This window comes from Nakamurella flava, assembly GCF_005298075.1.
GTDB classification, from domain to species: domain Bacteria; phylum Actinomycetota; class Actinomycetes; order Mycobacteriales; family Nakamurellaceae; genus Nakamurella; species Nakamurella flava.
The window spans coordinates 1975314-1998537 of the sequence record NZ_SZZH01000001.1 but is presented as its reverse complement, the minus strand read 5'-3'; the positions used below and the strand labels follow the sequence as shown (position 1 = coordinate 1998537).

General features: G+C 70.9%; 20 protein-coding genes and 1 tRNA gene. 7 read left to right on the top strand and 14 right to left on the bottom strand.

Annotated features, from left to right (window positions below):
• Positions 1 to 26: 26 nt before the first annotated feature.
• From FDO65_RS09005 to FDO65_RS08990, 4 genes are all read left to right on the top strand, one after another.
• Positions 27 to 1346, top strand: a complete 1320-nt coding sequence (locus FDO65_RS09005; protein WP_137448977.1) for a hypothetical protein — start codon at positions 27 to 29, stop codon at positions 1344 to 1346.
• Between the two features lie 43 nt (positions 1347 to 1389).
• Positions 1390 to 2649, top strand: a complete 1260-nt coding sequence (locus FDO65_RS09000; RefSeq protein WP_137448976.1) for a hypothetical protein — start codon at positions 1390 to 1392, stop codon at positions 2647 to 2649.
• A 66-nt stretch (positions 2650 to 2715) separates the two neighbouring features.
• Positions 2716 to 4011, top strand: coding sequence for a glycosyltransferase family 2 protein (locus FDO65_RS08995; protein ID WP_137448975.1), 1296 nt, complete (start codon positions 2716 to 2718; stop codon positions 4009 to 4011).
• On the top strand, positions 4008 to 5246 hold the full coding sequence (locus tag FDO65_RS08990) for a glycosyltransferase family 4 protein (protein ID WP_166442100.1): 1239 nt from the start codon (positions 4008 to 4010) through the stop codon (positions 5244 to 5246). The genes FDO65_RS08995 and FDO65_RS08990 overlap by 4 nt, the downstream gene beginning before the upstream one ends.
• A 43-nt stretch (positions 5247 to 5289) precedes the next feature.
• Here FDO65_RS08990 and FDO65_RS08985 read toward each other — a convergent pair whose 3' ends face one another.
• Positions 5290 to 6555, bottom strand: coding sequence for a glycosyltransferase family 4 protein (locus FDO65_RS08985; protein ID WP_137448973.1), 1266 nt, complete (start codon positions 6553 to 6555; stop codon positions 5290 to 5292).
• Positions 6556 to 6586: 31 nt separating this feature from the next.
• The gene (locus FDO65_RS08980) at positions 6587 to 7654 is read right to left on the bottom strand and encodes a cellulase family glycosylhydrolase (RefSeq protein ID WP_166442099.1); all 1068 of its coding nucleotides are present in this window, start codon (positions 7652 to 7654) and stop codon (positions 6587 to 6589) included.
• A gap of 524 nt (positions 7655 to 8178) precedes the next feature.
• Here FDO65_RS08980 and FDO65_RS08970 point away from each other — a divergent pair.
• On the top strand, positions 8179 to 9420 hold the full coding sequence (locus FDO65_RS08970; protein ID WP_137448971.1) for an acyltransferase family protein: 1242 nt from the start codon (positions 8179 to 8181) through the stop codon (positions 9418 to 9420).
• Here FDO65_RS08970 and FDO65_RS08965 read toward each other — a convergent pair.
• Positions 9395 to 9871 carry a MerR family transcriptional regulator gene (locus tag FDO65_RS08965; protein ID WP_137448970.1) on the bottom strand — a complete coding sequence of 159 codons (477 nt, stop codon included), beginning with the start codon at positions 9869 to 9871 and terminating at the stop codon, positions 9395 to 9397. The genes FDO65_RS08970 and FDO65_RS08965 overlap by 26 nt on opposite strands.
• A gap of 90 nt (positions 9872 to 9961) precedes the next feature.
• Here FDO65_RS08965 and FDO65_RS08960 point away from each other — a divergent pair.
• Positions 9962 to 10035, top strand: a tRNA-Leu gene (locus FDO65_RS08960).
• Between the two features lie 353 nt (positions 10036 to 10388).
• Positions 10389 to 11576, top strand: coding sequence for an acyltransferase family protein (locus tag FDO65_RS08955; RefSeq protein WP_166442098.1), 1188 nt, complete (start codon positions 10389 to 10391; stop codon positions 11574 to 11576).
• Here FDO65_RS08955 and FDO65_RS08950 read toward each other — a convergent pair.
• Genes FDO65_RS08950 through FDO65_RS08900 form a run of 11 tightly spaced genes read right to left on the bottom strand, consistent with a single transcriptional unit; the run spans position 11504 to position 23090 of the window.
• Positions 11504 to 12739: a polysaccharide pyruvyl transferase family protein gene (locus tag FDO65_RS08950; RefSeq protein ID WP_137448968.1), complete on the bottom strand. Its 1236-nt coding sequence runs from the start codon at positions 12737 to 12739 to the stop codon at positions 11504 to 11506. The two genes, FDO65_RS08955 and FDO65_RS08950, sit on opposite strands and share 73 nt — an antisense overlap.
• Positions 12736 to 16143 (bottom strand): hypothetical protein, encoded by a 3408-nt coding sequence (locus FDO65_RS08945; RefSeq protein WP_137448967.1) that lies wholly within the window; start codon positions 16141 to 16143, stop codon positions 12736 to 12738. Before FDO65_RS08945 ends, FDO65_RS08950 begins: the two co-directional genes overlap by 4 nt.
• Positions 16124 to 16891, bottom strand: a complete 768-nt coding sequence (locus FDO65_RS08940; RefSeq protein WP_137448966.1) for a response regulator — start codon at positions 16889 to 16891, stop codon at positions 16124 to 16126. The genes FDO65_RS08945 and FDO65_RS08940 overlap by 20 nt, the downstream gene beginning before the upstream one ends.
• Positions 16888 to 17262 (bottom strand): response regulator, encoded by a 375-nt coding sequence (locus tag FDO65_RS08935; protein ID WP_137448965.1) that lies wholly within the window; start codon positions 17260 to 17262, stop codon positions 16888 to 16890. The genes FDO65_RS08940 and FDO65_RS08935 overlap by 4 nt, the downstream gene beginning before the upstream one ends.
• On the bottom strand, positions 17262 to 17636 hold the full coding sequence (locus FDO65_RS22130; protein ID WP_166442097.1) for an STAS domain-containing protein: 375 nt from the start codon (positions 17634 to 17636) through the stop codon (positions 17262 to 17264). The genes FDO65_RS08935 and FDO65_RS22130 overlap by 1 nt, the downstream gene beginning before the upstream one ends.
• Positions 17633 to 18055 carry an ATP-binding protein gene (locus FDO65_RS08925; protein ID WP_137448963.1) on the bottom strand — a complete coding sequence of 141 codons (423 nt, stop codon included), beginning with the start codon at positions 18053 to 18055 and terminating at the stop codon, positions 17633 to 17635. Before FDO65_RS08925 ends, FDO65_RS22130 begins: the two co-directional genes overlap by 4 nt.
• Entirely contained in the window at positions 18052 to 19422 is a 1371-nt protein-coding gene (locus FDO65_RS08920) for a PP2C family protein-serine/threonine phosphatase (protein WP_137448962.1), read from the bottom strand. The genes FDO65_RS08925 and FDO65_RS08920 overlap by 4 nt, the downstream gene beginning before the upstream one ends.
• Positions 19419 to 19742 carry an STAS domain-containing protein gene (locus FDO65_RS08915; protein ID WP_137448961.1) on the bottom strand — a complete coding sequence of 108 codons (324 nt, stop codon included), beginning with the start codon at positions 19740 to 19742 and terminating at the stop codon, positions 19419 to 19421. The genes FDO65_RS08920 and FDO65_RS08915 overlap by 4 nt, the downstream gene beginning before the upstream one ends.
• Positions 19739 to 20581, bottom strand: coding sequence for a dolichyl-phosphate beta-glucosyltransferase (locus tag FDO65_RS08910; protein WP_137448960.1), 843 nt, complete (start codon positions 20579 to 20581; stop codon positions 19739 to 19741). The genes FDO65_RS08915 and FDO65_RS08910 overlap by 4 nt, the downstream gene beginning before the upstream one ends.
• Positions 20578 to 21876, bottom strand: a complete 1299-nt coding sequence (locus tag FDO65_RS08905) for an MATE family efflux transporter (RefSeq protein ID WP_137448959.1) — start codon at positions 21874 to 21876, stop codon at positions 20578 to 20580. The genes FDO65_RS08910 and FDO65_RS08905 overlap by 4 nt, the downstream gene beginning before the upstream one ends.
• Positions 21873 to 23090: a glycosyltransferase gene (locus FDO65_RS08900; protein WP_205849863.1), complete on the bottom strand. Its 1218-nt coding sequence runs from the start codon at positions 23088 to 23090 to the stop codon at positions 21873 to 21875. The genes FDO65_RS08905 and FDO65_RS08900 overlap by 4 nt, the downstream gene beginning before the upstream one ends.
• Positions 23091 to 23224: the final 134 nt, after the last annotated feature.

The window sequence follows — 23224 nt, the reverse complement described above, 5'->3', positions numbered from 1 at the left end:
GACGACGAGAGAGAGCCAACCCCACCATGACGACGACCAACCCGCAGCGACAGGCCCGCGGCAGCAGCCTGCGCCCGCGTGGCGGGCAGCCCGAACCGGAGAACGGCAGCCGCGCCGGACGCCCCCGTCATGGGGCGGTCGGCCGCCCGTCCGCGACGACGGCCGACGCCGGGGACACGGCGGACATCCTGGACCGCGGCACACTGCCGCCGACCGGCCTGTTGCTGGCGCGACCGGTGCTCCTGTTGGTGTGCGCCCTGGTCGGCGCGCTCATCGGCTTCGGGGTGTCGGGTGGCGGTGGCTACAAGGCCTCGGCGGTCATCGAGTACACCGTGACGTCACCGGACAGCAACGTGGCCAAGCAGACCGGGCAGACGTTGGCCCGGACGGCGGTGAACCAGACCGTCCTGGACCAGGCCGCCGCCGCGTTGCAGACGACCGCGACCGATCTGTCGGCCCGGTTGAGTGCAAAGTGGGAGACCGACACCCGCCTCGTCACCGTCACCGTCACGGCGCCGGACGAGCAGCAGGCGGTGAACTCGGCCAACGTGGTCGCCTCCGCGGTGATCACTGTCGCTCAGGCCGGTCGCCAGGCTGCGCTCACCACCGCCTTGCAGGACTCCACTTCGGTGCTCAACGACCAGACGCTCCCGCAGACGGAGGCCGAGCTGGCGCGTAAGAACCAGCTCGGGGCCGCCCTGGGCACCCGGCAGGACGCCATCATCGGCCAGACCAACGCGCTGTCGGTGACCGACCCGGCGACCACCGCTTCGGCGGCAGGATTGGGACGCCCGATCGGTGCCGCCATCGGGCTGGTCGCGGGTCTGCTGCTCGGCGGGCTCGCCGCGCTCCTGCTGGGCCTGCGCGGCCTGCGGGTGTCGTCCGGCCGCGCGCTGCGCACGTTGTTGCCGCACACCGAGGTGAACAGCTCCGGCCAGGTGGCCAAGTTGGCGGGGGAGTGCCTCGATTCCCGCATCGACACCGTCGCCGTCGTCGCCGCCCCCGGAACGATCGCCCAGAGCAAGGCGATCGGTGAGGAACTGGCCGGTTTCATCGGGGCCCACGGCCGTCGGGTCATCGTCATCCAGCCCGAGCAGGTGGAGGACCGGGCAGCGGCCCTCGGCCTGCTGGGTCGGGACGTCCGCGAGGACGTGATGCTGCAGAACGGTGCCGATCTGCTGGTGGCGGTCGTCGTCGCGGACAGCGATGCGGCGGCCCTGCTGGAGGGACAGTCGGACGTTCGCGCCCACGTCGTCGTCCAGAGCGGGCGCACCACCCTGAGCCGGACCCTGCACATCCTCGAATCGTTCTCCCGCGCCCGCCCGACTCTGGTCCTGGCGAAGTAAGGCCGTGCAGCCGAACGCGACGGAGCGGCGGTCCGCACGCTGGGTGGCGGCTCTTCTCATCCTCGTCATCCTGACCCAGCGGGTGGGTATCCCCGGAGTGCCGTTCATCGGCATGACCACGGTGCTCATCCTGGGCTGGGTGGCGGCGGCGGCGATCTGCCACGTGATCTGCCTGGACCGGCTCCGCTTCTGCTGGTGGCTGGCCATGGGTGGGGTGACCGGGGTCGCCATGCTGCTCCAGCAGGCCTGGCTGCCGAACGCCGACATCAGCGTCAACGCCTGGCTCCTGGTGCTGGCCGTCTGGTTGCCCTTCACCTTCCGGCTGGTCGACACCGGCCGGGCGGGATTCGTCCTGCTGCTGCGGTACCTGACCCGGACGACCGTGGTCCTGGCGGTGGCGACACTGGCCATGGTGGGTTCGCAGCTGGCCGGCGTGCAGTACGTGGACGTCGTGGCGCGGGTCGTCCCCCCGTCGTTCCTGCTCGAGGGGTTCAACACGCTGATCCCGATCTTCTACGGCTCGCCCATCTACAAGGGCACCGCCTGGATCGGGCTCGAGCCCTCCATCACCTCGGCGTTCCTCGGTCTGGGACTGCTGGCCGCGCTGCTGTCCCGGTCATCCATCTGGGCGATCGTGGTGCTGATCGTGGGGCTGGTCGCCACGGTGTCCGGGTCCGGTGTCGTACTGGTCATCGGCGGCGTGGTGGTGCTGCTCCTGAGCCGCGCGCGGTCGATCCTGGCCCCCTACTGGTTCCTGGGCGTCCTGACGGTCGTGGCCACGTCGTTGACGACGTTCGGCGAGGTGCTGCTGAGCCGGTCGACCGAGGTGCAGTCCGACAACTCGTCCGCCGCCCTGCGCTCCACCCTGCCGTACGAGGTCATCACGCCCCAGTGGATCTCGGATCCGCTGGCCATGGTGCTCGGGTGGGGACCGGGGTCCTCGCAGCGCGTCGTCAACGACTCCGGGCTTGTCGGACTGCTGGTTCCCACCCCCGTGAAGATCTTCTACGAGTACGGCCTGCTGGCCGGCCTGATCCTGGCGGGGATGTTCCTCCTGGCCTTCTGGGGCGGACCCAGCCGCACGCTGTCCGTCCCGTTGCTGCTCACGCTGCTGCTGCTGCAGCCCGGTCTGACGACGGCGATCATCACCGTCCCGGTCCTGGCGCTGGTCACCCTGTGGTCACCCCGCCGGGGCCCGCAGATGGAGGACGACCCGGACGGCCTGGCCGCCCGCGCACCGAACGTCGACGACGAGACCTGGCCCCGACCGCCGGGTCGGATCGTCTCCAGCTCCGCGCGCTGACAACCCCTCCGGGGGTGATCGGCCGACTGCTCACGCCACCCGCTGCCGAGTTTGAGGACTTCCGACATGGGCATCCGTCGCCACACCCGTCCGCCGTCGCCGCCCGGAAGGCTGGCCTCCGGGGTCTCGCTGAGCGGGATCGGCCTGGTCCTGCTGACGCATGTCGGTTACCCGCTGGCGGCCCACACCGTCGCCCGGGCGGCCCGCCGGGGCCGGGGCCACGCCACGGATGCCTCTGGGTCCGTCGACCGGCAACCCACCGTGACGGTCCTGATCCCGGCGTACAACGAGGGCCGGTTCATCGCCCAGAAGATCCGTGACACGGCCGCACTCGACTACCCGGCCGACCGTCTGGAGGTGCTGGTCGTGGACGACGGCTCCTCCGACGGCACCGCCGAGAAGGCGATGTCCGTCCCCCACCCCTGCATGCGCGTCGTCACCGTCAGCGCGCGCGGTGGCAAGAGCGCGGCGATCAACCGGGGCATGCAGGAGGCGCGGGGGGACATCGTCGTCCTGACGGATGCGAACGGCTCGCTGGATCCCGGGTCGGTGCGGGCCATCGTCCGCAGCTTCGACCGCCCCGAGGTGGCCGTCGTCAGCGGTCGGAAGCTCCCGGTGGGGGACGGCGCCCACGGGGCCGGCGAATCGCTCTACTGGCGCTTCGAATCAGCGCTCAAGGACGCCGAAGGCATCATCGGCCGCGTCGTGGGTGCCGACGGGGGGATCTTCGCGGTGCGCCGCGAGCACTTCCGTCCCATCCCCGCCGGGGTGTTCGCCGACGACTATTGGATCCCCATCGATGCTCTGAGTCGCGGCCTGCTGGTCCGGCAGGCCAACGACGCGGCCGTGTACGAACGCACCTCGACCAGCAAGCGCGACGACTTCGAGCGTCGGCAGCGGATCGCGGCCGGGATCTGGCAGGTCTCGCTGGGCAATCTGGGCCTGCTGCACCCCCGGCACGGCTGGACCGCGGTCGCTTTCGGTGGTCACCGTGTGCTGCGTTCCATCGTCGTGCCGCCGCTGCTTCCGGTGATCCTGCTGAGCTCGGCGCAGGCGGCCCGACACCACCGGCTGGGCCGATGGCTGCTCGTCCCCCAGCTGGCCGCTTACACGGCGGCGACGGTCGGCGCGGTCTCGAACAACCGCGGCTGCGCCGCCCCGTACCAGTTCGCGATGACGAACGCAGCGGCGCTCGGCGGGGCGTACCGCCACGTGCGGCGTCGGCAGTCCGGGCTGTGGAAACGCACCGAACGGGGCGACTGGCATCCCGCGGCGACCGCCGGTGGCCGGGGTCCGTCGGCGGCGGAGCCACTGGCGGCCGCCGCATCGACGACCAGCGACGTGCAGCCGGTCGCGCCGTGAGCCCGTCCGCCGGAACCCCGGCCCGCTGGCTCGTCGTGGTCGAGGAGGCGTTCGTGCCCGCCGACGCCGGCGGGCGGGTGGAGTCGCTGAACCTGCTCCGGGCGGCGGCCGCGGCGGGGGTCGAGCTGACCGTCGTCGTGCCCGGCGTCCTGGATCTTCCGGCGCAGGACGCCCACCGCGCGGCGCTGCCCGCCGGTACGGCGCTGCACTTCGTTCCGCGTCGGGAGGGTGCCGCGGCACTGCTGTCCCCGCAGCCCTACGTGTTCGCCTCCCGCCCGGTGCCCGCCGCGCTCGTGGCCCAGCTGGCGGCGGACCACGACAGGACCCCGTGGGACGCCGTCGTCGCCGTCAGCTTCCGGTCGGCTCCGACGGCGTTGGCGCTGGCCCGCGCGCTGCGACTGCCGATGCTCGTCCGCTCCTACAACATCGAGTCGGACTACTTCGACGCGCTCGCGCGATCCTCCTCCCTGCCGCGATCGTTGATGTACCGCCTGGAGGCGGCCAAGCTCCGCCGGGCCGAACGCCGTCTGCACGCGGACCCGACGATCGTCGCCTTCGCCGAGATCGGTGAGAAGGACGCCGAAGCCCGCCGCCGGCACACCGGTCGGACCGTGCTCTTCGTGCCGCCGTTCGTCGGGGATCGACCGATTGTCGGCCGCCCCCCGGTCGACACGAGCGCCACCGGGCGCGAACCGGTCCTGCTGTTCCTCGGCTCTCTCGACTTCGCCAACAACATCGAGGGCATCCGCTGGTTCGCGCAGCGAATCTGGCCCGGGGTACGGGACAGGACGACGGGCGCCGGCACCCCGGCCCGCTTCCGGGTGGCCGGCCGCCGCGCATCCCCCGCGCTGGTCGAAGAACTCGAGGCCGCCGGCGCCGAGGTCCTGGTCGACGTCCCCGATGTGGCGCCGGTCCTCGCCGGCGCCGACGTCTTCCTCAATCCGGTGCTCGCGGGCGCCGGGGTGAACATCAAGATGGTGGAGGCGATGGCGGCCTCGCTGCCCGTGGTGTCCACCTCGGTCGGGGCGCGCGGACTGCCCTGGCGCGACGGCGAGCACCTGCTGATCGCGGACGAGGAGCGGGCGTTCGCGGATGCTGTGTCGGGCCTGCTCGCGGATCCGGCGAGTCGGGATCGCCTGGCCCGGGCCGGCCGCCGGTTCATCTCCGAGGAGCTGGACGGCGGGCGCCAGATCGACCGCCTGCGCGCGGCGCTCGCCGCGGACACCGCCCGGTGACGGTTCCCGTGCGTCGCCCACCTTGGGCGACGCACGGGACGGTCTACAGGCCGAACAGCTCGTCGTACTGCTGCTCGACGACCCGCCGGGAGAAGGTGCGGTCGAAGTAGGTGACCGCTGCCTTCGAGAGCAGCTGGTTCTCACTGCGCACGGTCAGTTCGCGCAGCAGGTCGGGCCAGGCGGACAGGTCGTCACAGACGAGGATCCCGTCGCGGCCGTCGGGGGAGACGTCCAGGCCGTCGACCCCCAGTGCGGTGGTGAGGACCGGTACCCCCCGGGCCAGCGTGTCGAGGGTCTTGATCTTGATGCCGGTGCCGAAGCGCAGCGGCGCGACCGACGCGGTCACCCGGGAGAAGAGTGGCTCCAGGTCGGGGACGAAGCCCTCCATCCGGACCTGGTCGCCGAACGGCGCGGCCAGTGCCCGCAACCGGTCCGACGCCCCGCTGCCGACGACACGCAGCACGACCCCGGGCATCGTGTCGACGAGGGTGGGCATGACCGACTGCAGGAACGCCGAGATCGCGTCCTCGTTGTGGGGGATGTTCAGGCGGCCGAGGAACAGCAGTTCCGGGGGCGAAACCGGTTCGCGGTGAACGGGTTCCACCGACGGCAGGAGGCCGCTGATCTGGCGCACCCCGTCGGTGCCGGCGCGCTGCCGCAGAGTGGCCACCTCGTTGGGGTTGATGAGCATGCTGGTGTCGAACCGCCGGGCCATGGTGACCTCGCGGCGTTCGATCCGGCGCTGTTCCAGCTTGAGGACACGCCGATAGACAGCGGGGCGACGGACCAGGGCGCGCAGCGGTCCGGGCACGTTGCTGGCGAATTCGCCGAGCGGATCGATCTGGACGTCGTTGTCCCGGTCGAACCGCAGCATGCGTTCGTAGCGGAGGGAGAACAGATCGTCCAGGTACAGGTACTGCCGGCCGACGGAGCCGGTCGGCGCGTGCTGGCCCATCCGGAGGGTGTCGTAGATCTCGATGGTGGGACGGAGCCATGACACCAACGCCTGGATCTGCTCCCGCAGGGCCGGCGAGCCCAGCATCGCTTCCTGCACGGTGTAGGAGCTGTCCCGGGCCAATCGACCCAGCAGGACCGACAGCTGGCCGATCGTGCTGGGTGGGTCGAGGCGGTGGGCGATGCCGGGAAAGCCGGGGCGCTCGGCTCCTGGTGCGCCCAGCAGGGTGTAGTGCACGTTCTCCGCACCCAGCCGACCGGCGAAGTAGTCCAGCAGGCCGCTGAGCACCATGCGCTTGCCGTTGTCGACGGGCACCGGCGGTGCCGTACTGATGATCAGGACGCGATCGGTCATTCGTCCGTTCCTCCTGGTCGTCGGGTATCCGTCATCGGGTGATGGTCCGGAGAAGGTCCTGCACCTGCTGGTCCTGGTCGACCCCGGGGCTCGAGCACGGGCCCACGCCGCGGCCCGGTTGCCAGGACCAGGCGAGTGCGCCGACGTATCCGTCGACGGTGATGTAGGCCTCGGCCTTGCGCTGCACCCGGTCGGCGCGCAGTGCGATGTCGGCCTGGCAGCCGGCTGCGTCGACGTTGTAGTCGATGACCCCGAACTCGCCGACCAGAACCGGTTTGCCGGCTGCGTTCTCGCGGGTGGCCGGACCGAAATGCGTTTCGGCGTCGCGGAAGTCGTATTCGTGCAGGGAGACGATGTCGACGGCACGGGACTCGTTGATGGCGCGGAAGTTGTCCGGCCCACCGACGGCGTACGGAGCGATGGTCCCCGATGACCAGAGCCGGTCGGGGTCGATCGTCACCGCGACGTCGTGCATGCGCGTGATGAAGTCCAGGAGGCCGCCGTCCTCCCACCCGGGCTCGTTGAAGTACTCGAACCAGGCGATGGTGGTGTTGCCCTTGTAGCGCTGGAGCAGCGTCGTCATCCACGCCTGGTAGGAGGCGGCCTTCTGCGAGTCGCGGAACCACTCCGCGGTCTTGCGCTCCTCCCCACAGTCCGGGAGTGCGTTGTCGATCGTGAGGATGACGTAGATGTTGTTGCGCTCGGCGGAGGCCAGCAGGGCGTCGAGACGTTCGAGGCTCCACCCCTGGAAGAAGAAGAGCCGGACGGCGCCGTGGCCGTCGTGGCGCATGGACGAGAGCCACTGGTCGACCTGGTCCTGGGTCATCAGCTCTTCGGGGTGCCCGCAGTTGGCCGACCAGGTGAAGGAGTTGTAGCCCAGCAGCCACCACGGCACACCGTCCCGCAGGATCCGGTTGCCCTGCACGGTCAGGGCGGGCACGCCGTCCGCCGGCGTCGTCGTCTCGGCAGTGGTGGTGGCGGCGAGCGGCCCGGAGGTCTGCGCCGCCGTCGGTGTCTCCGGGGCCGTGGCAGCGGGCGTGCCGCCACTGCTGAGCGCGCGAACGACGACGACGGCGAGCGCGAGGACGGCCAGCGTCACCAGAACGACCGGCCATCGTCGCCGACGGCGGACCGGACCCGGGGGTGGCGCAGCCTGCGGCGCCGTGGGGTGACTCATTGCAACCTGCCGTTCGGGAGCGTCGTCACCAGTTCGTGCCGGAGGGCATCTCGGCTCGACATGCGTTCCTCTCGCTGGAGGTGGCCAGTCGGGGGGCCGCTGGAGCGGGCGGACATGGACAACGGGGCGGGTCTCGAGTGCAACTGGGCTGCTGAGCCAGGCACGAAACGGACGATCGGTCGCTACTCTAACATTACGTGAGGTAGCCCATTGGAGTGAGTTCTCACCACCGTGCCTCGTCTTTCTCGCGCCACGCCCACTGGTCGTGACACCCGCAACTCGATTGCCGTAGCGCGAACGCCTCGATGCCGTCCCGTCTGTCGGAGCGAATGGCGGGCCCCGGGGACACAACGCTCGATCGCGTGACCGCGACCCGGTGTCGGGAACAGATGTGCCGGTCTACTCTTACGTGAGAGGAGATTTGACTCTTGGTAACGGGGGATCGCATGAGCGATGTCGAGGTCACCTCGACCGGACGAGTCACCGGTACCGGTCTGCCCGAATTCGCCGCGCCCCGGCGGGCCGACTCGATCGCCGCGCGGTTCGACCCCCGTCACAACAGCGTCAACGCGCTCCGTCTGGCCCTCGCCGCGCTGGTGCTGCTCTCGCACAGCCTGACGATGTCCGGCGGCACCGATCCGCTCGGCGACCTGACCGGTGGCATCGTCGACATGGGCACGGTCGCCGTCGACGGGTTCTTCGCCCTGAGCGGGTTCCTGATCGCTCGGAGCGCGGTGTCCTCACCGACCACCGGCCGATTCCTCTGGCGCCGCGCGCTCCGCATCCTGCCGGGGTTCTGGGCCTGTCTCGTCGTCACGGTGGCCGTCTTCCTGCCCCTGGCCCAGGTGTTGCGGTACGGAACCCTCGCCGGCTTCCCGCTGACGGGATCGGACTCCGCGGTCGGTTATCTGCTCTCGAACGCCGCGCTCTACATCGACCAGTTCACCGTCCGCGGGCTGTTCGACGGACGCCCGGTCAACGGGTCCCTCTACACGCTCTTCTACGAATTCGCCTGCTATCTCGGAGTCGCGGTCATCGGAGCCCTCGGGCTCATTCGGCGCCGCCGCGGTGCGATGGTCGTCGTCGGTGCGCTGCTCATGGGCGCGGCGGTCGTCGACCTGCTGTCAGCCGGAATCGTCACCGGTGACGGAGACGTCAGGTGGCTGTTCCTCCGCCTCGGGTCGATGTTCGTCGCCGGGGTGCTCGCCTACCAGTGGGCCGATCGCATTCCACTACGTGGCCGGGGTGCGCTGGCGGCCGTGGTCCTCCTCGCCGGTGCCCTGGCCGCGGCGGCGTTCTTCGGTCGGGACCCACAATCGCGGGCCGCCTACCTCGTGCTCGCTCCGGCGGCGGTGGCGTACGTCATCCTCTTCGTCGGTGCCGCCACGGGACTGCACCGTGTCGGTTCCCGACGTGACGTGTCCTACGGGCTCTACATCTACGCCTGGCCGGTCCAGATGACACTGCTCCTGCTCGGCGCGGCCGACTGGCCACTAGCGGTGTTCGTCCTCGCGGCCACCTCGATCAGCCTGGGCCTGGCCCTTGTGAGTTGGACGGCCGTCGAAGCCCCGGCCCTCGCGCTGAAGTCCTGGACGCCGCGCTGGTGGCGCGCATCCGGGGCCGGTGACGACGGGCCGACTCCGCCCGGCGCACGTCGCCGGGTCAGCTCGCGCCGCGCCCTCGATTGACCTCTTCCCGCAGCTGGGCCACGAACTCCTCGACCTCGCCGATCTGCTGGTGCAACTGCTGCAGTCGACGGGCGGCGAGTTCGGTGTAGCGCTCGAGGTCGAGCACCACCCTGCTGGCCGTGTCGGCGTCGGCCACCGCGCTGGACGGGGGCCAGACGAGACCCCGGTCGCCGGCACCTCCCGAGGCGACCACCTGGTCCCGCAGCTCGAGGAGTTCGCGCATCTGTTCCAGGGTGAAGTTCAACGGCTTCATGTACCGCAACAGGCGGATGCGCGCGACATCCTCCAAGGAGTACAACCGGAAGCCGCCGCGGCTGCGGGCGCTGGGGCTGATCAGCCCGATGTCCTCCCAGTGCCGGATCGTCCGGACCGACAGGTCGGTGCGCGTCGCCACCTCGCCGATCTGCAGCAGACCCTCCGAGGGGACGGCCGAAGTCACGGGTGCGGGCATCCCGTCATCTTGCTACATCCCCGGGTCACTCGACCGACGAGTTCCGCGGGTAGGCCCTCGCCGCCCCCTACGCTGATTGCCGTCGGTGGAGCCCCCGTAGCCCAACGGCAGAGGCAGGCCCCTTAAAAGGGTCACAGGTGTGGGTTCGAATCCCACCGGGGGCACCGTTGTGCGCAGGCAGGGCCGCGTCAAGGAGGGTCACCAGGTGTGGGTTCGAATCCCACCGGGGGCACCGTTGTGCGCAGGCAGGGCCGCGTCAAGGAGGGTCACCAGGTGTGGGTTCGAATCCCACCGGGGGCACCGTTGTGCGCAGGGGGCTCGGTTGTGCCTAGGGGGCTCGGTTGTGTGCAGGTAGGGCCCCGCTCGACGACCCGCCGTGACCGCCGCCGGCGCCCCCATGGGGTGATATTGCCCCGTTTGGGGCCCGGCATCTTGACGAACGGTGACCGGATCTGGCGATATGTATCCGATCTGCCAGGGTGCCTGGCGCTTCCGCATTCGTCAGGATGGCCCCGCTATGACCCTTGACGCCGCCCGCTCCATCGAGCCGACCCGGCGCCTGCGCCGGATGCCGTCGCTGGACGGCGTCCGCACGATCGCCGTCATCTTCACGTCGTTGATCCACCTGGTGCCGAACGCGGTCCCCGGCGGGTTCATCGGCGTCGACATGTTCTTCGTGCTGAGCGGCTTTCTGATCACCAGCCTGCTCATCGGCGAATGGGACCGGCACGGCCGCATCGCGCTGGGTCGCTTCTACGTCCGGCGCGCTCGCCGGCTGCTGCCCGCCGTGCTGCTCCTGAGCCTGGTCTTCACGGTCACAGCGGTGCTGCTCGACCATTCGACGCGCAACCTCGTCGTCACCGCCGTCACCGACGCCGGGCTCCTGACCTACACCTTGAACTGGGCGGGCGTCCTGCAGCACGACGTGCCCTGGCAGGTCGACCACCTGTGGTCGCTGTCCGTGGAGGAACAGTTCTACCTGCTGTGGCCGCTGGTGCTGATCGTCCTGCTCCCACGGGTCCGGCGGACGACGCTGATGTGGATCACGGGCCTCGCCGCCGCCGGTTCGGTGCTCCTGCAGGCCGTCTCGTTCCTGGCCTGGCACTCGGTGAACATCAGTTACCTGGCCAGCCCCCTGCGGGCGGAGGGCATCCTGCTCGGCTGTCTGCTCGCCCAGTGGTACTGCTGGCGCCGCGCCGAGAACAGCCTGACCGCCGTGGCACAGGCGCGGTGGATCCCGGCGGTGGCGCTGCTCGGCCTGCTGGTCGCCGCGCTCACCCTGCCCCTGGACGGCACCGTCAGCTACGTCGGCGGCATGGCCGTGGCGACGGTTCTGGCCGCGGCCTTGGTCTGGAGTCTGGTCGGCAAGGAGACCCTCGGCCGGCTCGACGACCCCGTCACCCGACTACTGCGTAGCCGCCCCATGACGGCCATCGGCCGCCGGTCCTACTCGATCTACCTGTGGCAGAACTTCATGGCCTGGGCCCTGACGCCGTCCCTGGCCGGCACCTGGGCCTGGATCCCGGCCAACGTCGTCGCCACCCTGGCCTGCGCCGAGGTCTCGTACCGCTTCGTCGAGCGCCGCTTCTGGCGGCCGGACGTGCCGGCCAAGGGCACCCCGGCCCCGTCGTCTCACCGGGCCGTCGACACCTCCGGGCGGCTCGAGGCCGCCCCGTTGACCAGGACCGGACCGGAATCCGCCTGATCCGACCCGCCGGACGGCGTACCGGCGACCCACCGCCGCGCCCGCTCGAACTCGCCCCGCGCCCGGTCCCGCAGCGCACCACTGACCTGCAGGAACTGCCGGGCCACCTCATCGCGGTCCCGCACGAGGTCACCGAGCCGATCGGCCAGGGCGTCGGCGTCGAACGGCGCGTTGATGTCGACGCTCCACTGCTCCATCCGCAGCATGGCGGCCAGCTCGGCGACCTTTTGGTCGTAGACCAGGGCGAACGCGGGCACCCCGAGGATCGAGGCGAGCACGATGGCGTGCAGCCGTTCGGACACGACCACGTCGCAGTCGCCGATGATCGCGGCGACATCACCGGGGGAACGTGGGTCGTGCCGCACCACGGGGATGCCGGGGAGGCGAACGGCGAACCCGGCCAGCACGTCGGCGTCGTCGTGTTCCTTGAACCCGGTCTGCATGGGCAGGGTGTGGATCTCGATCGGCTGCCGGGCGTGCAGCACGGTCAGCGCCTGGGCGAGCCCGGCCAGGAACGACTCCCAGTTCGCCGGGTTCTCGACGTCGATGTTGAGGTTCAGCGCCACCCGGACCGGGCCGTCCACCGGGCGGGCCGGTGGGGGTGCGCCGCCCACCAGGGACCCCGGGTCGACCGAGAACACCGCGTCGGTGACCGCCCGGGCCGGGACCCCGAGCTCCTGGCACAGCCGCAGGGAACGCTCGTCGCGGACGGTCAGCTCGTCGACCTGGGACAGGATCATGCGGGCAAGCCGCCGACCGCCCGCCGAACGCACCGGCCCGACCCCGACGTTCAGCATGGCGATCGGTTTACGGGCGACCAGCCGGGTGTAGGTGACGATGGCCAGGATCATCAGCAGCGTCGACCACCGGTGCCGTCCGGTGCTGGCGTACAGCTCCTTGACGATGGAGCCGCCGCCGAAGCACAGCACGTCGCCCGAGCGCAGTGCACGCAGCAACCGGCCACGTTCGGTCGCGGTGTCGATGACGGTCACGGCGAACCGTTCCGCCAGCTGGGCCCGGGTGAAGGCCGGGTCGTAGCTGTTGACGACGTACCGGTGCTGCGGGCCCAGCTCGGTCAGGAACGTCTCGAGCAGCAGCTCGTCGCCGATGTTGTACTGCCCGTGGGTGCCGAGGAAGACGATGCGGCGGGCGGGTGCGGTCATGACGGCATCTCCTTCGTCCGGGGTGGCTCGCGCCCCCGGTCGTCGTGGCGATCGGGTGGTTCCGGGTCGGTGAGGGTCGGGTCCGGGGGATCCGGACCCGCCGGGGCGTCGGGATCGGGGCCGTCAACGGTGGGCGACCACCGGGCGCGCCAGCGCACGAGCAGGCCGCTGACGATGAGCAGGGCCAGGGTCAGGCCGACCCCCAGCCATTTGGAGTCGAGGGTCCCGCCCTCCGGGGGCTCCAGGTCCTGCACGTCGGCGGCGGCCAGGTTGAGCAGCTCGTCCTGGGTGAGGTCGGCGTGGGCCGGGTTGGCGGCGGGGTCGACGTAGCCGTCCTTGCCGCCGCTGCTGGTCGTGCGCTCCGAACAGCCCAACGTGTTCGGGTCGGTGATCGGGGTGACGGTCGCAGGCAGGGCCAGGGCCTGGTAGTCGGCCTCCGGTACCAGGACCATGCCCTCGAACAGCATCGGATTGCTGTCCAGCTTGTCGATGGTGAAGGTGTGGGTCCCGGCCTTGGCGTCGACGACGCCGAGGTCCTGGTAGGAGTAGCCGGAGTTCACCGCGACCAGTTGATCGGGGATCCTGGCCTCGAGGTCCTCGACGGTCATGCCGGAGGTGTCGACCGCCACCCGGTCCGGGTTGTACACCTGGTCGGTCGGAAAGAACTTGACGTTCGCCGCGGGCGACCGCAGTTCGGGGGTCTGGTCGTACCCGAGGCTGGGGGCCGTGATGTGCAGCCGGTTGGCGGTATCGGCGGTGCGCATGAGCACGTGGTAGCGGCCGGGTTCGGCGACCTTGACCGGCACGCTGATCTCGGTCGCACGGGGGATGCCGATGAACGATCCGCGTAACGTGCCGAAGACGCCCGGGGTGATCATGTCCATGCGGTTCCACTTGGTGATGGAGAACAGCAGGAACGCCCGGAACATCGGGGACAGGTAGTAGTTCGACGCCACCACATCGGGGTTGAAGGCGAACATCCGGGAGTCCGGCCCGGAGAACGCCTTCGGATGTTGCATCAGGTAGAGGTTCAGGGCCGAGGTGTGGGGGTCGTCGGTGAGCAGCATGGTCTGCCGGTCGCTGATGACCCGGTCGACGTCGGCGTACGGCGTGTACTCGAAGGAGTAGCAGCGGGACAGGTTCCGCCGGTTGAACACCAGGTCCAGATACGTCTGCCAGCTGGAGTCGACCAGCAGCACCGGGCGGTCCGGTGGGGGTTGATCCACGATCTCGTACAGGGCGTAGCTCTCGTTGCTCATCCGCAATTGCACGTCGGGCGTGAGCCGGGCCAGCGCGGGTTCGACGTAGCTCTCCACCTTGGGCAGGTACTCGGCCCCGACCCCCTCGTTGGAGTGGATCTTGCGATTGACCACGATGTACCGGACACCGATGTCGCGGGCGACGTTGAGCCACCAGTCCTGCTGGTAGTACAGCCCCCGCAGGATGAGGAAGAACTCGAACTTGTTCTTCACGTCCCCGGTGAGTCCGTAGTAGTAACTCGGTTTGTCCAGGTAGTAGATGAAGAACTTGTCGATGAATTTGTGGTCCACCCCGTTGCTGTCGCTGACCAGCTTCGCAGTCTCGGTCGGCGGCAGGACCACCGTCTTTCCCGGCGGCAGCTCGTTCAGTGCCTGCTTGACCTGTTTGAGGTCGGCCAGCGGGAAAGGGGACAGGAACCCGGCCATGTTGCCGGAGGAGAAGACCTGGCGGTAGACGTCGTTGGAGAAGAACGGCGTGAAGAACACCATGCCCACGCACGCGGTGGCCAGGAGTTTGACGAACCACTCGCCGCTGACCATGCGCGCGGCCGTCCGTGCGGCCCGGCCCGGTATTCGGCGGGGGCGGGCTTGTGCCACCGGCCCGTCCGTCGGCGGCGGATTCCGTCGGGGGCGGGCCGGACCCAGCCACCGGCCGCTCACCAGGTCGATGAGGTAGGCCAGCGTCAACGACATGACCAGCGGGGCGAGCATGAACAGGATCAGCTGGAACCGGTGGGGGAACCGCAGGATCTGGACGATGGTCCCGGCGACCGTAACGACCAGGTTGCCGATCGTCGAATGGCTGTCGTTGGCCGCGATGGCCAGGTCGGCCAGGGTGCGGTGGAAGGTCGGGAACCACAGCGGCTCGGCGTAGCCGATGGTGGCCCACAGCGCGAAGACCACGGCCACGAAGATGACGCCCCGCAGTTGCCGGTGGGCCCGGGTCGGGAAGAGGCGGCGCCGGACGGCCGGCACCACCAGCGGTACGAACAGCAGCACGGTGTAGATCGCGTTGGGGTAGCGCGGCACCTTGGCGAGATAGTCGCCGTAGAGGATCTTGTCGGTGATGCCGGCCAGGTCCCAGGACAGCTCGTGCAACCAGGACACCGACGCGTCGCGGATGAAGTAGTAGTCCCCGGGCACGGTGTCGGTGAGGTTGGTGACCCCGGCCAGTGCCACGTACTTGACGAACAACGCGTAGGGGATCAGGGTGATCGCCGCGTACAGCACGCCGGCCACGGCGATCCGGCCGGTCGTCGTCCCGGTGAACATGCGCCACCAGGCGCGCAGCCGCCGCCACCGCCCCGGCTCGGTGGTCGCCCCCTTGACCCGGCGCGGCAGGGTGCGCAGCCAGGCCGGGCCGCCCCGCCGGAGCCAGTGGCCGATCTCGCCCACCAGCAGGGTCACCGCCGTGATGGCGAAGAACAGGCTGAACAGGATGAGGTAGTGGATGGCCGGGTTGAACAGGGTGGCGACGCTGGCCAGCACCATCCAGCGTTTCCACTTCCGCCCGGCGAAGAGCAGGGCATACAGCATCCACAGGGCCGAGATGGTCATCAGCACCAGCCCGAGGACCAGCGTGTAGAAGTGGGTGATCTTGGAATAGACCATGATCAGATAGATCAGGGTGACCGGAAAGAACGTCGCGAGGTAGATGGCCTGGGAGGACAGCGAGGTGAAGACGCGGTCGGCGAATTTCGCCACCGTCAGATAGGTGACCAGGAACAGGCTGGGAATGACGAGCAGGATCGCGAACGGCAGCACCTGGTAGTACCGCAGCCAGGTCGTCAGGAAGGCATACCGGACCCGGAACTCGTAGCCGTTGACCAGGTCGTTGAATTCCCCGGCCGCCTGGTCCAGCAATTGGGTGTGCCAGTTGAAGAACGGGACCAATTCGTCACCGGCGATGACCGCGTCACCGCGCAGGACCGACGGGATGGCCCGCACGACGTCCCGGAAGACGATCAGTGCGCCGACGTAGTAGACCGCCGCCACCACCAGGGCGATGGTCCGTGGGCGCAGCCCGGCGACCCCGGCGGGCCGCGGCGGCGGCTCGGATCCGGTCGGGTGGGCGGCGCCGGGCGGTGGCGTCGGCGGTGGGTCGGCCGGCGGCCGCGACCGGCGGCTACGGAGAAGGGTGACCACGCTCGAACGTCTCGATGTGGCTCTCGACAGAGGCGAACGCGGTCCGGAGCGCGGCCACCCGACCGGCGGGGACGGGGGCGGCCGGTGCGGTCTCGATCGACCGGCAGAGTTCGGCGAGCCCGGTGGCGCCGACGGCCGCGCTCGCTCCCCGCAGCCGGTGGGCCAGGAACCGGGCCCGGTCTGTGTCGCCGTCGTCGAGCGCCTGCGCGAGCTGCGTGGCGTCGTCTCCGCCGCGCTGCCGGAAGGTCCGCAGGATCTCGGCCCGGACGGCCGGTTCGAACTGTTCCAGCCCGGCGAAGGGCTCTGACGACGGGGTGTCAGCAGCCGGGGCGATCCCGGTGACGGCTGGTGTGGTCCCGATTCCGGTCAGTGCCTGGCGGATGTCCGCGGAACGGAACGGTTTGGTCACGAAGGCGTCCATGCCGGCCGCCCGGCACGCCTGACGGACCCCGGCGTTCACTGCGGCCGTCAGGGCGATGATGTGCGGCTGCCGGATGCGGTCGCCGGCGGTGCGGATCATCCGGGTGGCCTGCGGTCCGTCCAGCAGCGGCATGTTCACGTCCATCAGCACCACGTCGAACCCGCCGGTCAGGGCGGCGTCGACGGCGTCCCGGCCGTTGGGGACGGTGGTCACCGTGTGCCCCAGCTTTTCGATGAACCGCCGGGACAGGAACCGCAGCGTCTCGTCGTCCTCGGCGACGAGCACCCGCAGGGTGGTCGTGGACGGGGACGGGGCGGCCCCGGTCATGGGGTCCCAGCCGCCGGGAACAGCTCGTCCAGCACGGTCCGCAGGGTGTCGGAGCTGACCGGCTTGGTCAGTTGGCCCGAGAGGCGGGCCGTGGTCTCCGGCGGCAGGGTCGAATGCTCGATGAACCCGGTGACCAGCACGAACGCGGTTCCCGGGTGGCGTCGTTCGACGGTCCGCAGCACGTCGACGCCGGTTCCGGACGGGAGGAGGAAGTCGGAGATGACGAGGTCGAACTCGGCGTTGTCCAGGTGGGAGGCGGCATCCGGCGCGTCCACCGCCTGCTCCACCGTCCACTGCAGCCCCCGCAGCATGTGGCCGAGGACGAGCCGGGACACGGCGTCGTCGTCGACCACCAGGGCGCGCCGCGACATCACGGGCCGCCCGGGGGACAGCGGTCGACCAGGGTGAAGATCTGGTCGAACTGGGTCAGCCGCAGGACCCGCATCGCGTCCTCCGACGCCGGGCGGACCAGGGCGATCGTGCGGCCGTCCCGTTGCCGGTCGCGCCGGGCGCGGACCAGGACGGCGAGCCCCGCGCTGTCCAGGAAGGTCACCGCGTGCAGGTCCAGCACCAGGTGCGCGCGGCCGACCACGTCGTCCTGGGCGAGGCGTGTGCGGGCGGCCAGCGCCTCCACGGCGTCGAACCGGCCGGCGAAGGCGACGGTGGCGTGGTCCGGTGAGGCATGGGTGACCGACCACCGCAGGCGGGGTCCGTCCAGGTCGGGGCGGGTGTCGGCGGCGGTCACGGGGGTCCTTCCAGGTCGATGCGCAGGGCCAGTTCGTTGCGCGATCCCTGTCGGCGGTAGGTGAGTTCGTCGACGAGCGAGCGGGCGATCTTGACGCCGTAACCGCGCTCGCGCAGCTGCCCGCCGGCCGGTTCGGGCACGCCCGCCTGGTCGAACGCGGCCCCGGAGTCCCGCACCCAGACGGTCAGGTGGTCCGGGTCGAGAGTGAGGGCCAGTTCGATCTGCTCGCCGTCGGACAGGGCGGCGTGGTGGACGACGTTCATGCACGTCTCGTGGACGGCCAGCTCCATCCGGGGCAGCAGGGACCGGGCCGTCGCCGGATCGAGACCGCCGACGGACCGCGCCAGCCACGGCCCGATGGCCCGCAGGGCCAACTCCGTCGGGGCCAGCCCGAGCGTGGCCGTCGTGGGGCCGCTCATGCCGCGGCCGCGAGGCGCTTGAGGACGACCAGGGTGGAGTCGTCGGAGGCCGGGCGGCCGGCGGCGAACCGGGTGACCTCGGCGAAGATGTCCTCCCCGATTTCGGGGGCCGGCCGGGTGTGGTGGCGGTGGCACAGCTGGCCGAACCGTTCGTATCCGAACATCGTGTCGGCCGGGTCCTCCTGTTCGACCAGGCCGTCCGTCCCGACGACGAGGCAGTCGTCGCCGGACAGGGTGGCCGTCGTCGGCACGGGGGTCCGCCGCACGATGCCCATGGGCGGCACCGACGCCCGCACCACCTGCGGGGTGCCGTCCTTCACGAGCAGGACGGGGGAGTGCCCCGCGTTGACCAGCGACACGGTGCCGCAGTCCTCGCGGACGACCCCGAGCACCAGGGTGAGGAACAGCCCGGCGTCCTCGAGGTGGTCGAACAGTTCGTCCTGGACGCGGGTGAAGGCCGCGGTCACCGCCTCGTCCCGGTGGGCCAGGAACGCGACCCGGCACGCGGCCACCGCCCGGGTCATGAAGATCGCCGCGGGCAGGCCCTTGCCGGCCACGTCCCCGACCGCGAACCAGATCGACCCGCCGGTCCGCTCGAAGACGTAGAAGTCCCCGCCGGTCAGCGACGCCGGAGCGGTGCGCGCGAAGATGTCGACGCGGGCCGAGACCGGCGGCACGGCGGAGATCGCCGACTGCGCCAGCGCGGAGGCCACCTCGTGTTCGCGGGCGACCGCCGCCCGGGCCAGCTCGCGGCGGTGCAGTTCGATGAAGGCCAGGACGATGCCCAGCGCGGCGCCGATCGATTCGACGAGCGGCAGGTCGGAGGTCGCGAACCGACGGCCGGCCGGGCGGAAGTAGGCCAGGTGCCAGGCGCTCGAGGTGTCCACGTCGAGGCTGCCGATGATCGCGCTGTCACCGGCGACGGTCCGCAGCACGCGGTCGGGCGCGGCACGGATCGCCGCGCGCGCCAGGTCGGCCAGCCCGTCCAGATCGGCGACCTCGCCGACGGCGGTGGCCACGCTGTCCTCCTCCAGCAGCAGGACGGTGGCCGCGCCGGTCAGCGTCAGGGCCCGGCCGAGCAGCCGGGCGACGGCCTCCCGGCCGGCGACGTCGCGCAGGTTGACCTGGGTGAACGTCTTCATGGCCAGCAGCCGGTCCTGGCTGGCGACCAGTGCCTCGGTCAGCGCGGTCTGGACGGACGCGAACTCGCCCAGCGCGGCGCGGACGACCCCGGCGGCCCGGCCCGCGGCCGTCGTGGCGTGCGGGAGGGCGAGCCCGAGGAGCGCCTCGACGGCCGCCTCGGCGGTGGCCGGTGCGGCCGGCTCGACCAGTCCGGGTGGTCCCAGGCCGGGGGCGGTGGTGGTCACCGGGACTCCGCCGCCGTGCGCTCGGTGGTGAACAGCGGTGCCAACTCGGTGATCTCCAGGATGACCCGCACGGGGTCGGACGGATCGACCAGCACCACTTCGCCGCCGGCCTTCTGGGCGGCCTTCTGCAGGCGCACCAGTTCGGACAGGGCCGTGGAGTCCACGAAGGCGACCTGCGCGAGGTCGACCGACAGCACGGGCGTCTGCGGGGTGATCAGGGGGTGCACGGTGTCCCGGAACGTCGCCGACTCGTGGGCGTCGAAGCGGCCGACCAGCCGGACGACGCGCCGGTCCGGATCGAGTGAGGTGCTGATGATCATGTCGACTGACCTCCGACGGACGGGACGGACGTGGGCACCGGCTGGTCGCGGTGGCCGGCGCGGGTGGACGAGTACCTGCCGCGGACGTCGTTGAGGCGGACCCGGGCGAGGTCGCGGACGAACTGCAGGCTCACCCGGGCGGCGTCGACGGTGGACCCCGGGGCGTCGATCCACTCGACCGGGATCTCGGCCACCCGATAGCCGCGCCGACGCGCGAGGTAGAGCACCTCGAGGTCGAAGGAGAAACCGTCGACCAGTTGGACGGAGAACAGCGCACGGGCCGCGTCCCGGGTGAAGAGCTTGAAGCCGCACTGGGTGTCGCGGACCGAGATCCCCATGCCGCGCACCAGGGTCTGCAGACCCCCGCTGAGCATCCGCCGCGTGAGGGTCCGCCCGCTCACCTGCGAGCCGTCGGCCTTGCGCGACCCGACCACGACGTCGAAGCCGTCGCCGACCATCGCGGCCAGCCGGTCGAACTGCTCGATCGGGGTGGACTGGTCGGCGTCGGCGAACAGGACGAGGTCGCCCCGGGCGGCCAGCATGCCGCGCCGGACCGCGCTGCCCTTGCCGCCGTTGCGGTCGGCGACCAGCAGGCGCAGGTTGGCGAAGCGCAGGTCGCGGACGAGGGACAGCGTGGCGTCGGTGGAGCCGTCGTCGGCGACGATCAGCTCCCACGGCCCACCACGCGCGCTCATGTGCGTGGCGATCGCGCCGATCGTCGGCAGGATGCGCCACTCCTCGTTGTAGGCCGGGATCACCACGGAGACCGCGGGTGGGCCGGTGATCGGTGTGGTGACCCAGTCCCGGTAGGCCCGGTAGGCCGACGGTGCTCCGGTCATGGGGTGACCTCCTGACGGGCACCGGTGGACGAACGGGACAGGTACGGCAGCGTCGGGAGGGCACGGACCGCCAGCACCAGGACCAGGCACCCCATGGCGACCGCCTGGACGGCGATGAGATCGGCCATGTCCCGGTGCCACACCAGCAGCAGCACCACCTGCAACAGGGCGGCGCCCAGCAGCAGCCACGACTCGGTGACCCGGGACTGCGACAGGCGGTGGGCGGCGACGAGGTTGCCGATCGCGAAGAGCGTGGTCGCCCCGGCGTAGGCGGCCATCGCCCCGGACAGGCCGGCGTAGGCCGGGCCGAGGACGGTCTCCAGCACCGGTCCGCCGACCCACCAGGCGGCCGCCGTGCACAGCAGCCCGATGGCGACGACCGCGGCCGTGGCCTTGACCAGCAGGCCCGGCATCCCGCGACCGGCCGCCTGCTGCCGCGCGGCCACCGGGAAGACCACCGTCACCACCGACCAGGTCAGGAAGAAGACGGCCCGGCCGATGAGGGCGACCGCGGCGAAGACCCCGGCGTCGGTGGGGGACAGGAAAGCCTTGGCCACGAAGATGTCGCTGTTGTTCGCGATGATCTGGCCGATCAGCAGCACCGACACGAACCCGGCGTAGGCGCGCACCTCCGCGGGGCTGACACCCGCGCCGGTGGGGCGCGCGCCGCGCACCCGCGCGGCGATCCGGACGACGACGAAGGTGACCACGAACGACGCGGACAGTGCGGCGGTCGCGCCCGGGACGCCGCCGCCGGCCCAGACCAGCAGCACGCCGAGCCCGATCCGCGTGCCGGCCTCCACGACGAAGGACACCGCGAGCGGGACGAAGCGCAGCCGGGCCTGCAGCACCCCCCGCTCGACCGCCTGGACCAGCCAGAACGGCACGCCCGCGGCGAGGACCACGAATGGCCAGGGCGAGGCGGTCTGGAACAGGGCCGACCAGCCCGGCGACCCCACGGCCAGGACGGCGGATGCCACCAGACCGGCGAGCAGGGCGAGGCGGCGCAACCGGCGGGCCAGGGCGTCGCCGTCCCCCGGGACGCCCAGGGCGTCGCAGCGGGCGATGAACCGGGAGGCGACGAGCTGCAGGCACAGCGCGATCGACGTCAGGCTGAACAGCGTCGTCACCATCAGGTTGGCGTCGGAGAACTCCGCCGGTGTGAGCACCCGGCCGAGGAACAGGCTCAGCAGGTAGTTGGCTGCGTTCGCGGCCATCATGGCCACGGCGAGCACCGCCCCGCCCGACGCCAGACGGCGCTCCGAAGCGACCGGCTCGGCTCGGGACGTCGTCATCGTCGGGACCGCCGTTTCAGCAGCCGTTCGATGTGCGCGAGGTGCCACTCGACCACTTCGGACATCGGCACGCCGGCGGCGGCGGCGAAGTTGCGGCGGCCGAGGGACTCCCGCTTGGCCGGGTCGTCCAGGACTTCGGCCAGGGCCCCGGCGAGGCTGGCGGTGTCCCCGGGTGCGAAGTAGACCCCGGCGAAACCCTCCTCCTCGATGATGTCGACGAGGTCACCGATCCGCGGCAGGACGACGGCGCGGCCGTACTCGCCGGCCTGGTGCAGCACCCCCGAGCTACCGGTGGTCGAGGTGTAGGGAAACGCGACGACCGCGGCCCGGGTGAAGAGGTCGGGGACGTCCGCCTCGGCGACGTACCCGGGGAACTCGACGTGCGGGACGTCGGCGTACCGGGTGGCCGCAGCGGCCATGTAGCCGGCCGAGTTCGGGCTGTCCGCGCCGGCGAGCACCAGGCGCAGGTCGTCGTAGCCGCGGTCGAGCAGCTCGCTGTAGGCGTCGACCAGCATGTCGACGGTCTTGTATGTCCCCCACTTGCCGAACGCCATGATGGACCGGCGCCCGGGCGGGACGGTGAACGAGGGGACGGCGACGTCCTCGAAGCTGCCGTGCGGTGCGAGGATCGCGTTCTTCGCCCCGTAGCTCGACTGCAGGAACTCGACGTAGCGGGGGATCGTCAGGGTCACCAGGTCGGCCAGCAGCAGGCCGCGGGTGAGCAGGCGGCCGGCCAGCCGCATCAGCCGGGCGGCCAGTGCCGACCGCGCGAACCCGGCGTCCTGCATGTCGACGTTGTCGGCGAGGTTGTGCAGGACCAGCAGGGTGGGGACCCGGAGCATCCGCAGCACCGCCGGCAGGAGCAGCCCCAGTGCCCCGGGCAGGCGGCGGTCGCCGAAGGTGGCGAACTGCAGGTTGATCACCACCGCGTCGGGTCGGGTGCGCAGGATCTCGCGGGGGATCCGGATCAGGTTGGTCAGGCGGTTGAAGCGCCAGCACGGCCGAAAGGCGACCTTGGCCTGCGGGTCGGGCGCCCCGGCGTCGGTCTCGTCGACGTAGGCCACCACCTCGGCGACCTCCGGGAGGCGGGAGAAGTGACGGACCAGGTGCAGGCCGAACTCGTTCAGGCTATTTCGGCCGGGCGGGAAGGCTGTGACGACGCCGAGGCGTAGAGTCTTCGGTATATCGGAGTTCTGGCCTGAGTTCCTGCGCATGCCTTCCCCCGGTCGGGCGCGTGATGGTCCATCGACAGTCATCAACTGTGCACGACGTGGAATGCCTGCGAATTGGCTGGGCAGAACGGGTGAGAGCCGCCCGCGCCGGAGGACTCACGACACCCGTCGCGCTC

Coding starts and splice junctions, on each gene's coding strand:
- FDO65_RS09005 (WP_137448977.1), top strand. CDS start 27: ATGACGACGACCAACCCGCAGCGACAGGCCCGCGGCAGCAGCCTGCGC.
- FDO65_RS08910 (WP_137448960.1), bottom strand. CDS start 20,581: ATGACCGGAGCACCGTCGGCCTACCGGGCCTACCGGGACTGGGTCACC.
- FDO65_RS08970 (WP_137448971.1), top strand. CDS start 8,179: ATGAGCGATGTCGAGGTCACCTCGACCGGACGAGTCACCGGTACCGGT.
- FDO65_RS08905 (WP_137448959.1), bottom strand. CDS start 21,876: ATGACGACGTCCCGAGCCGAGCCGGTCGCTTCGGAGCGCCGTCTGGCG.
- FDO65_RS08940 (WP_137448966.1), bottom strand. CDS start 16,891: ATGACCGGGGCCGCCCCGTCCCCGTCCACGACCACCCTGCGGGTGCTC.
- FDO65_RS08985 (WP_137448973.1), bottom strand. CDS start 6,555: ATGACCGATCGCGTCCTGATCATCAGTACGGCACCGCCGGTGCCCGTC.
- FDO65_RS08965 (WP_137448970.1), bottom strand. CDS start 9,871: ATGCCCGCACCCGTGACTTCGGCCGTCCCCTCGGAGGGTCTGCTGCAG.
- FDO65_RS08995 (WP_137448975.1), top strand. CDS start 2,716: ATGGGCATCCGTCGCCACACCCGTCCGCCGTCGCCGCCCGGAAGGCTG.
- FDO65_RS08925 (WP_137448963.1), bottom strand. CDS start 18,055: ATGAGCGGCCCCACGACGGCCACGCTCGGGCTGGCCCCGACGGAGTTG.
- FDO65_RS08900 (WP_205849863.1), bottom strand. CDS start 23,090: ATGCGCAGGAACTCAGGCCAGAACTCCGATATACCGAAGACTCTACGC.
- FDO65_RS08935 (WP_137448965.1), bottom strand. CDS start 17,262: ATGTCGCGGCGCGCCCTGGTGGTCGACGACGACGCCGTGTCCCGGCTC.
- FDO65_RS08915 (WP_137448961.1), bottom strand. CDS start 19,742: ATGATCATCAGCACCTCACTCGATCCGGACCGGCGCGTCGTCCGGCTG.
- FDO65_RS08955 (WP_166442098.1), top strand. CDS start 10,389: ATGACCCTTGACGCCGCCCGCTCCATCGAGCCGACCCGGCGCCTGCGC.
- FDO65_RS08950 (WP_137448968.1), bottom strand. CDS start 12,739: ATGACCGCACCCGCCCGCCGCATCGTCTTCCTCGGCACCCACGGGCAG.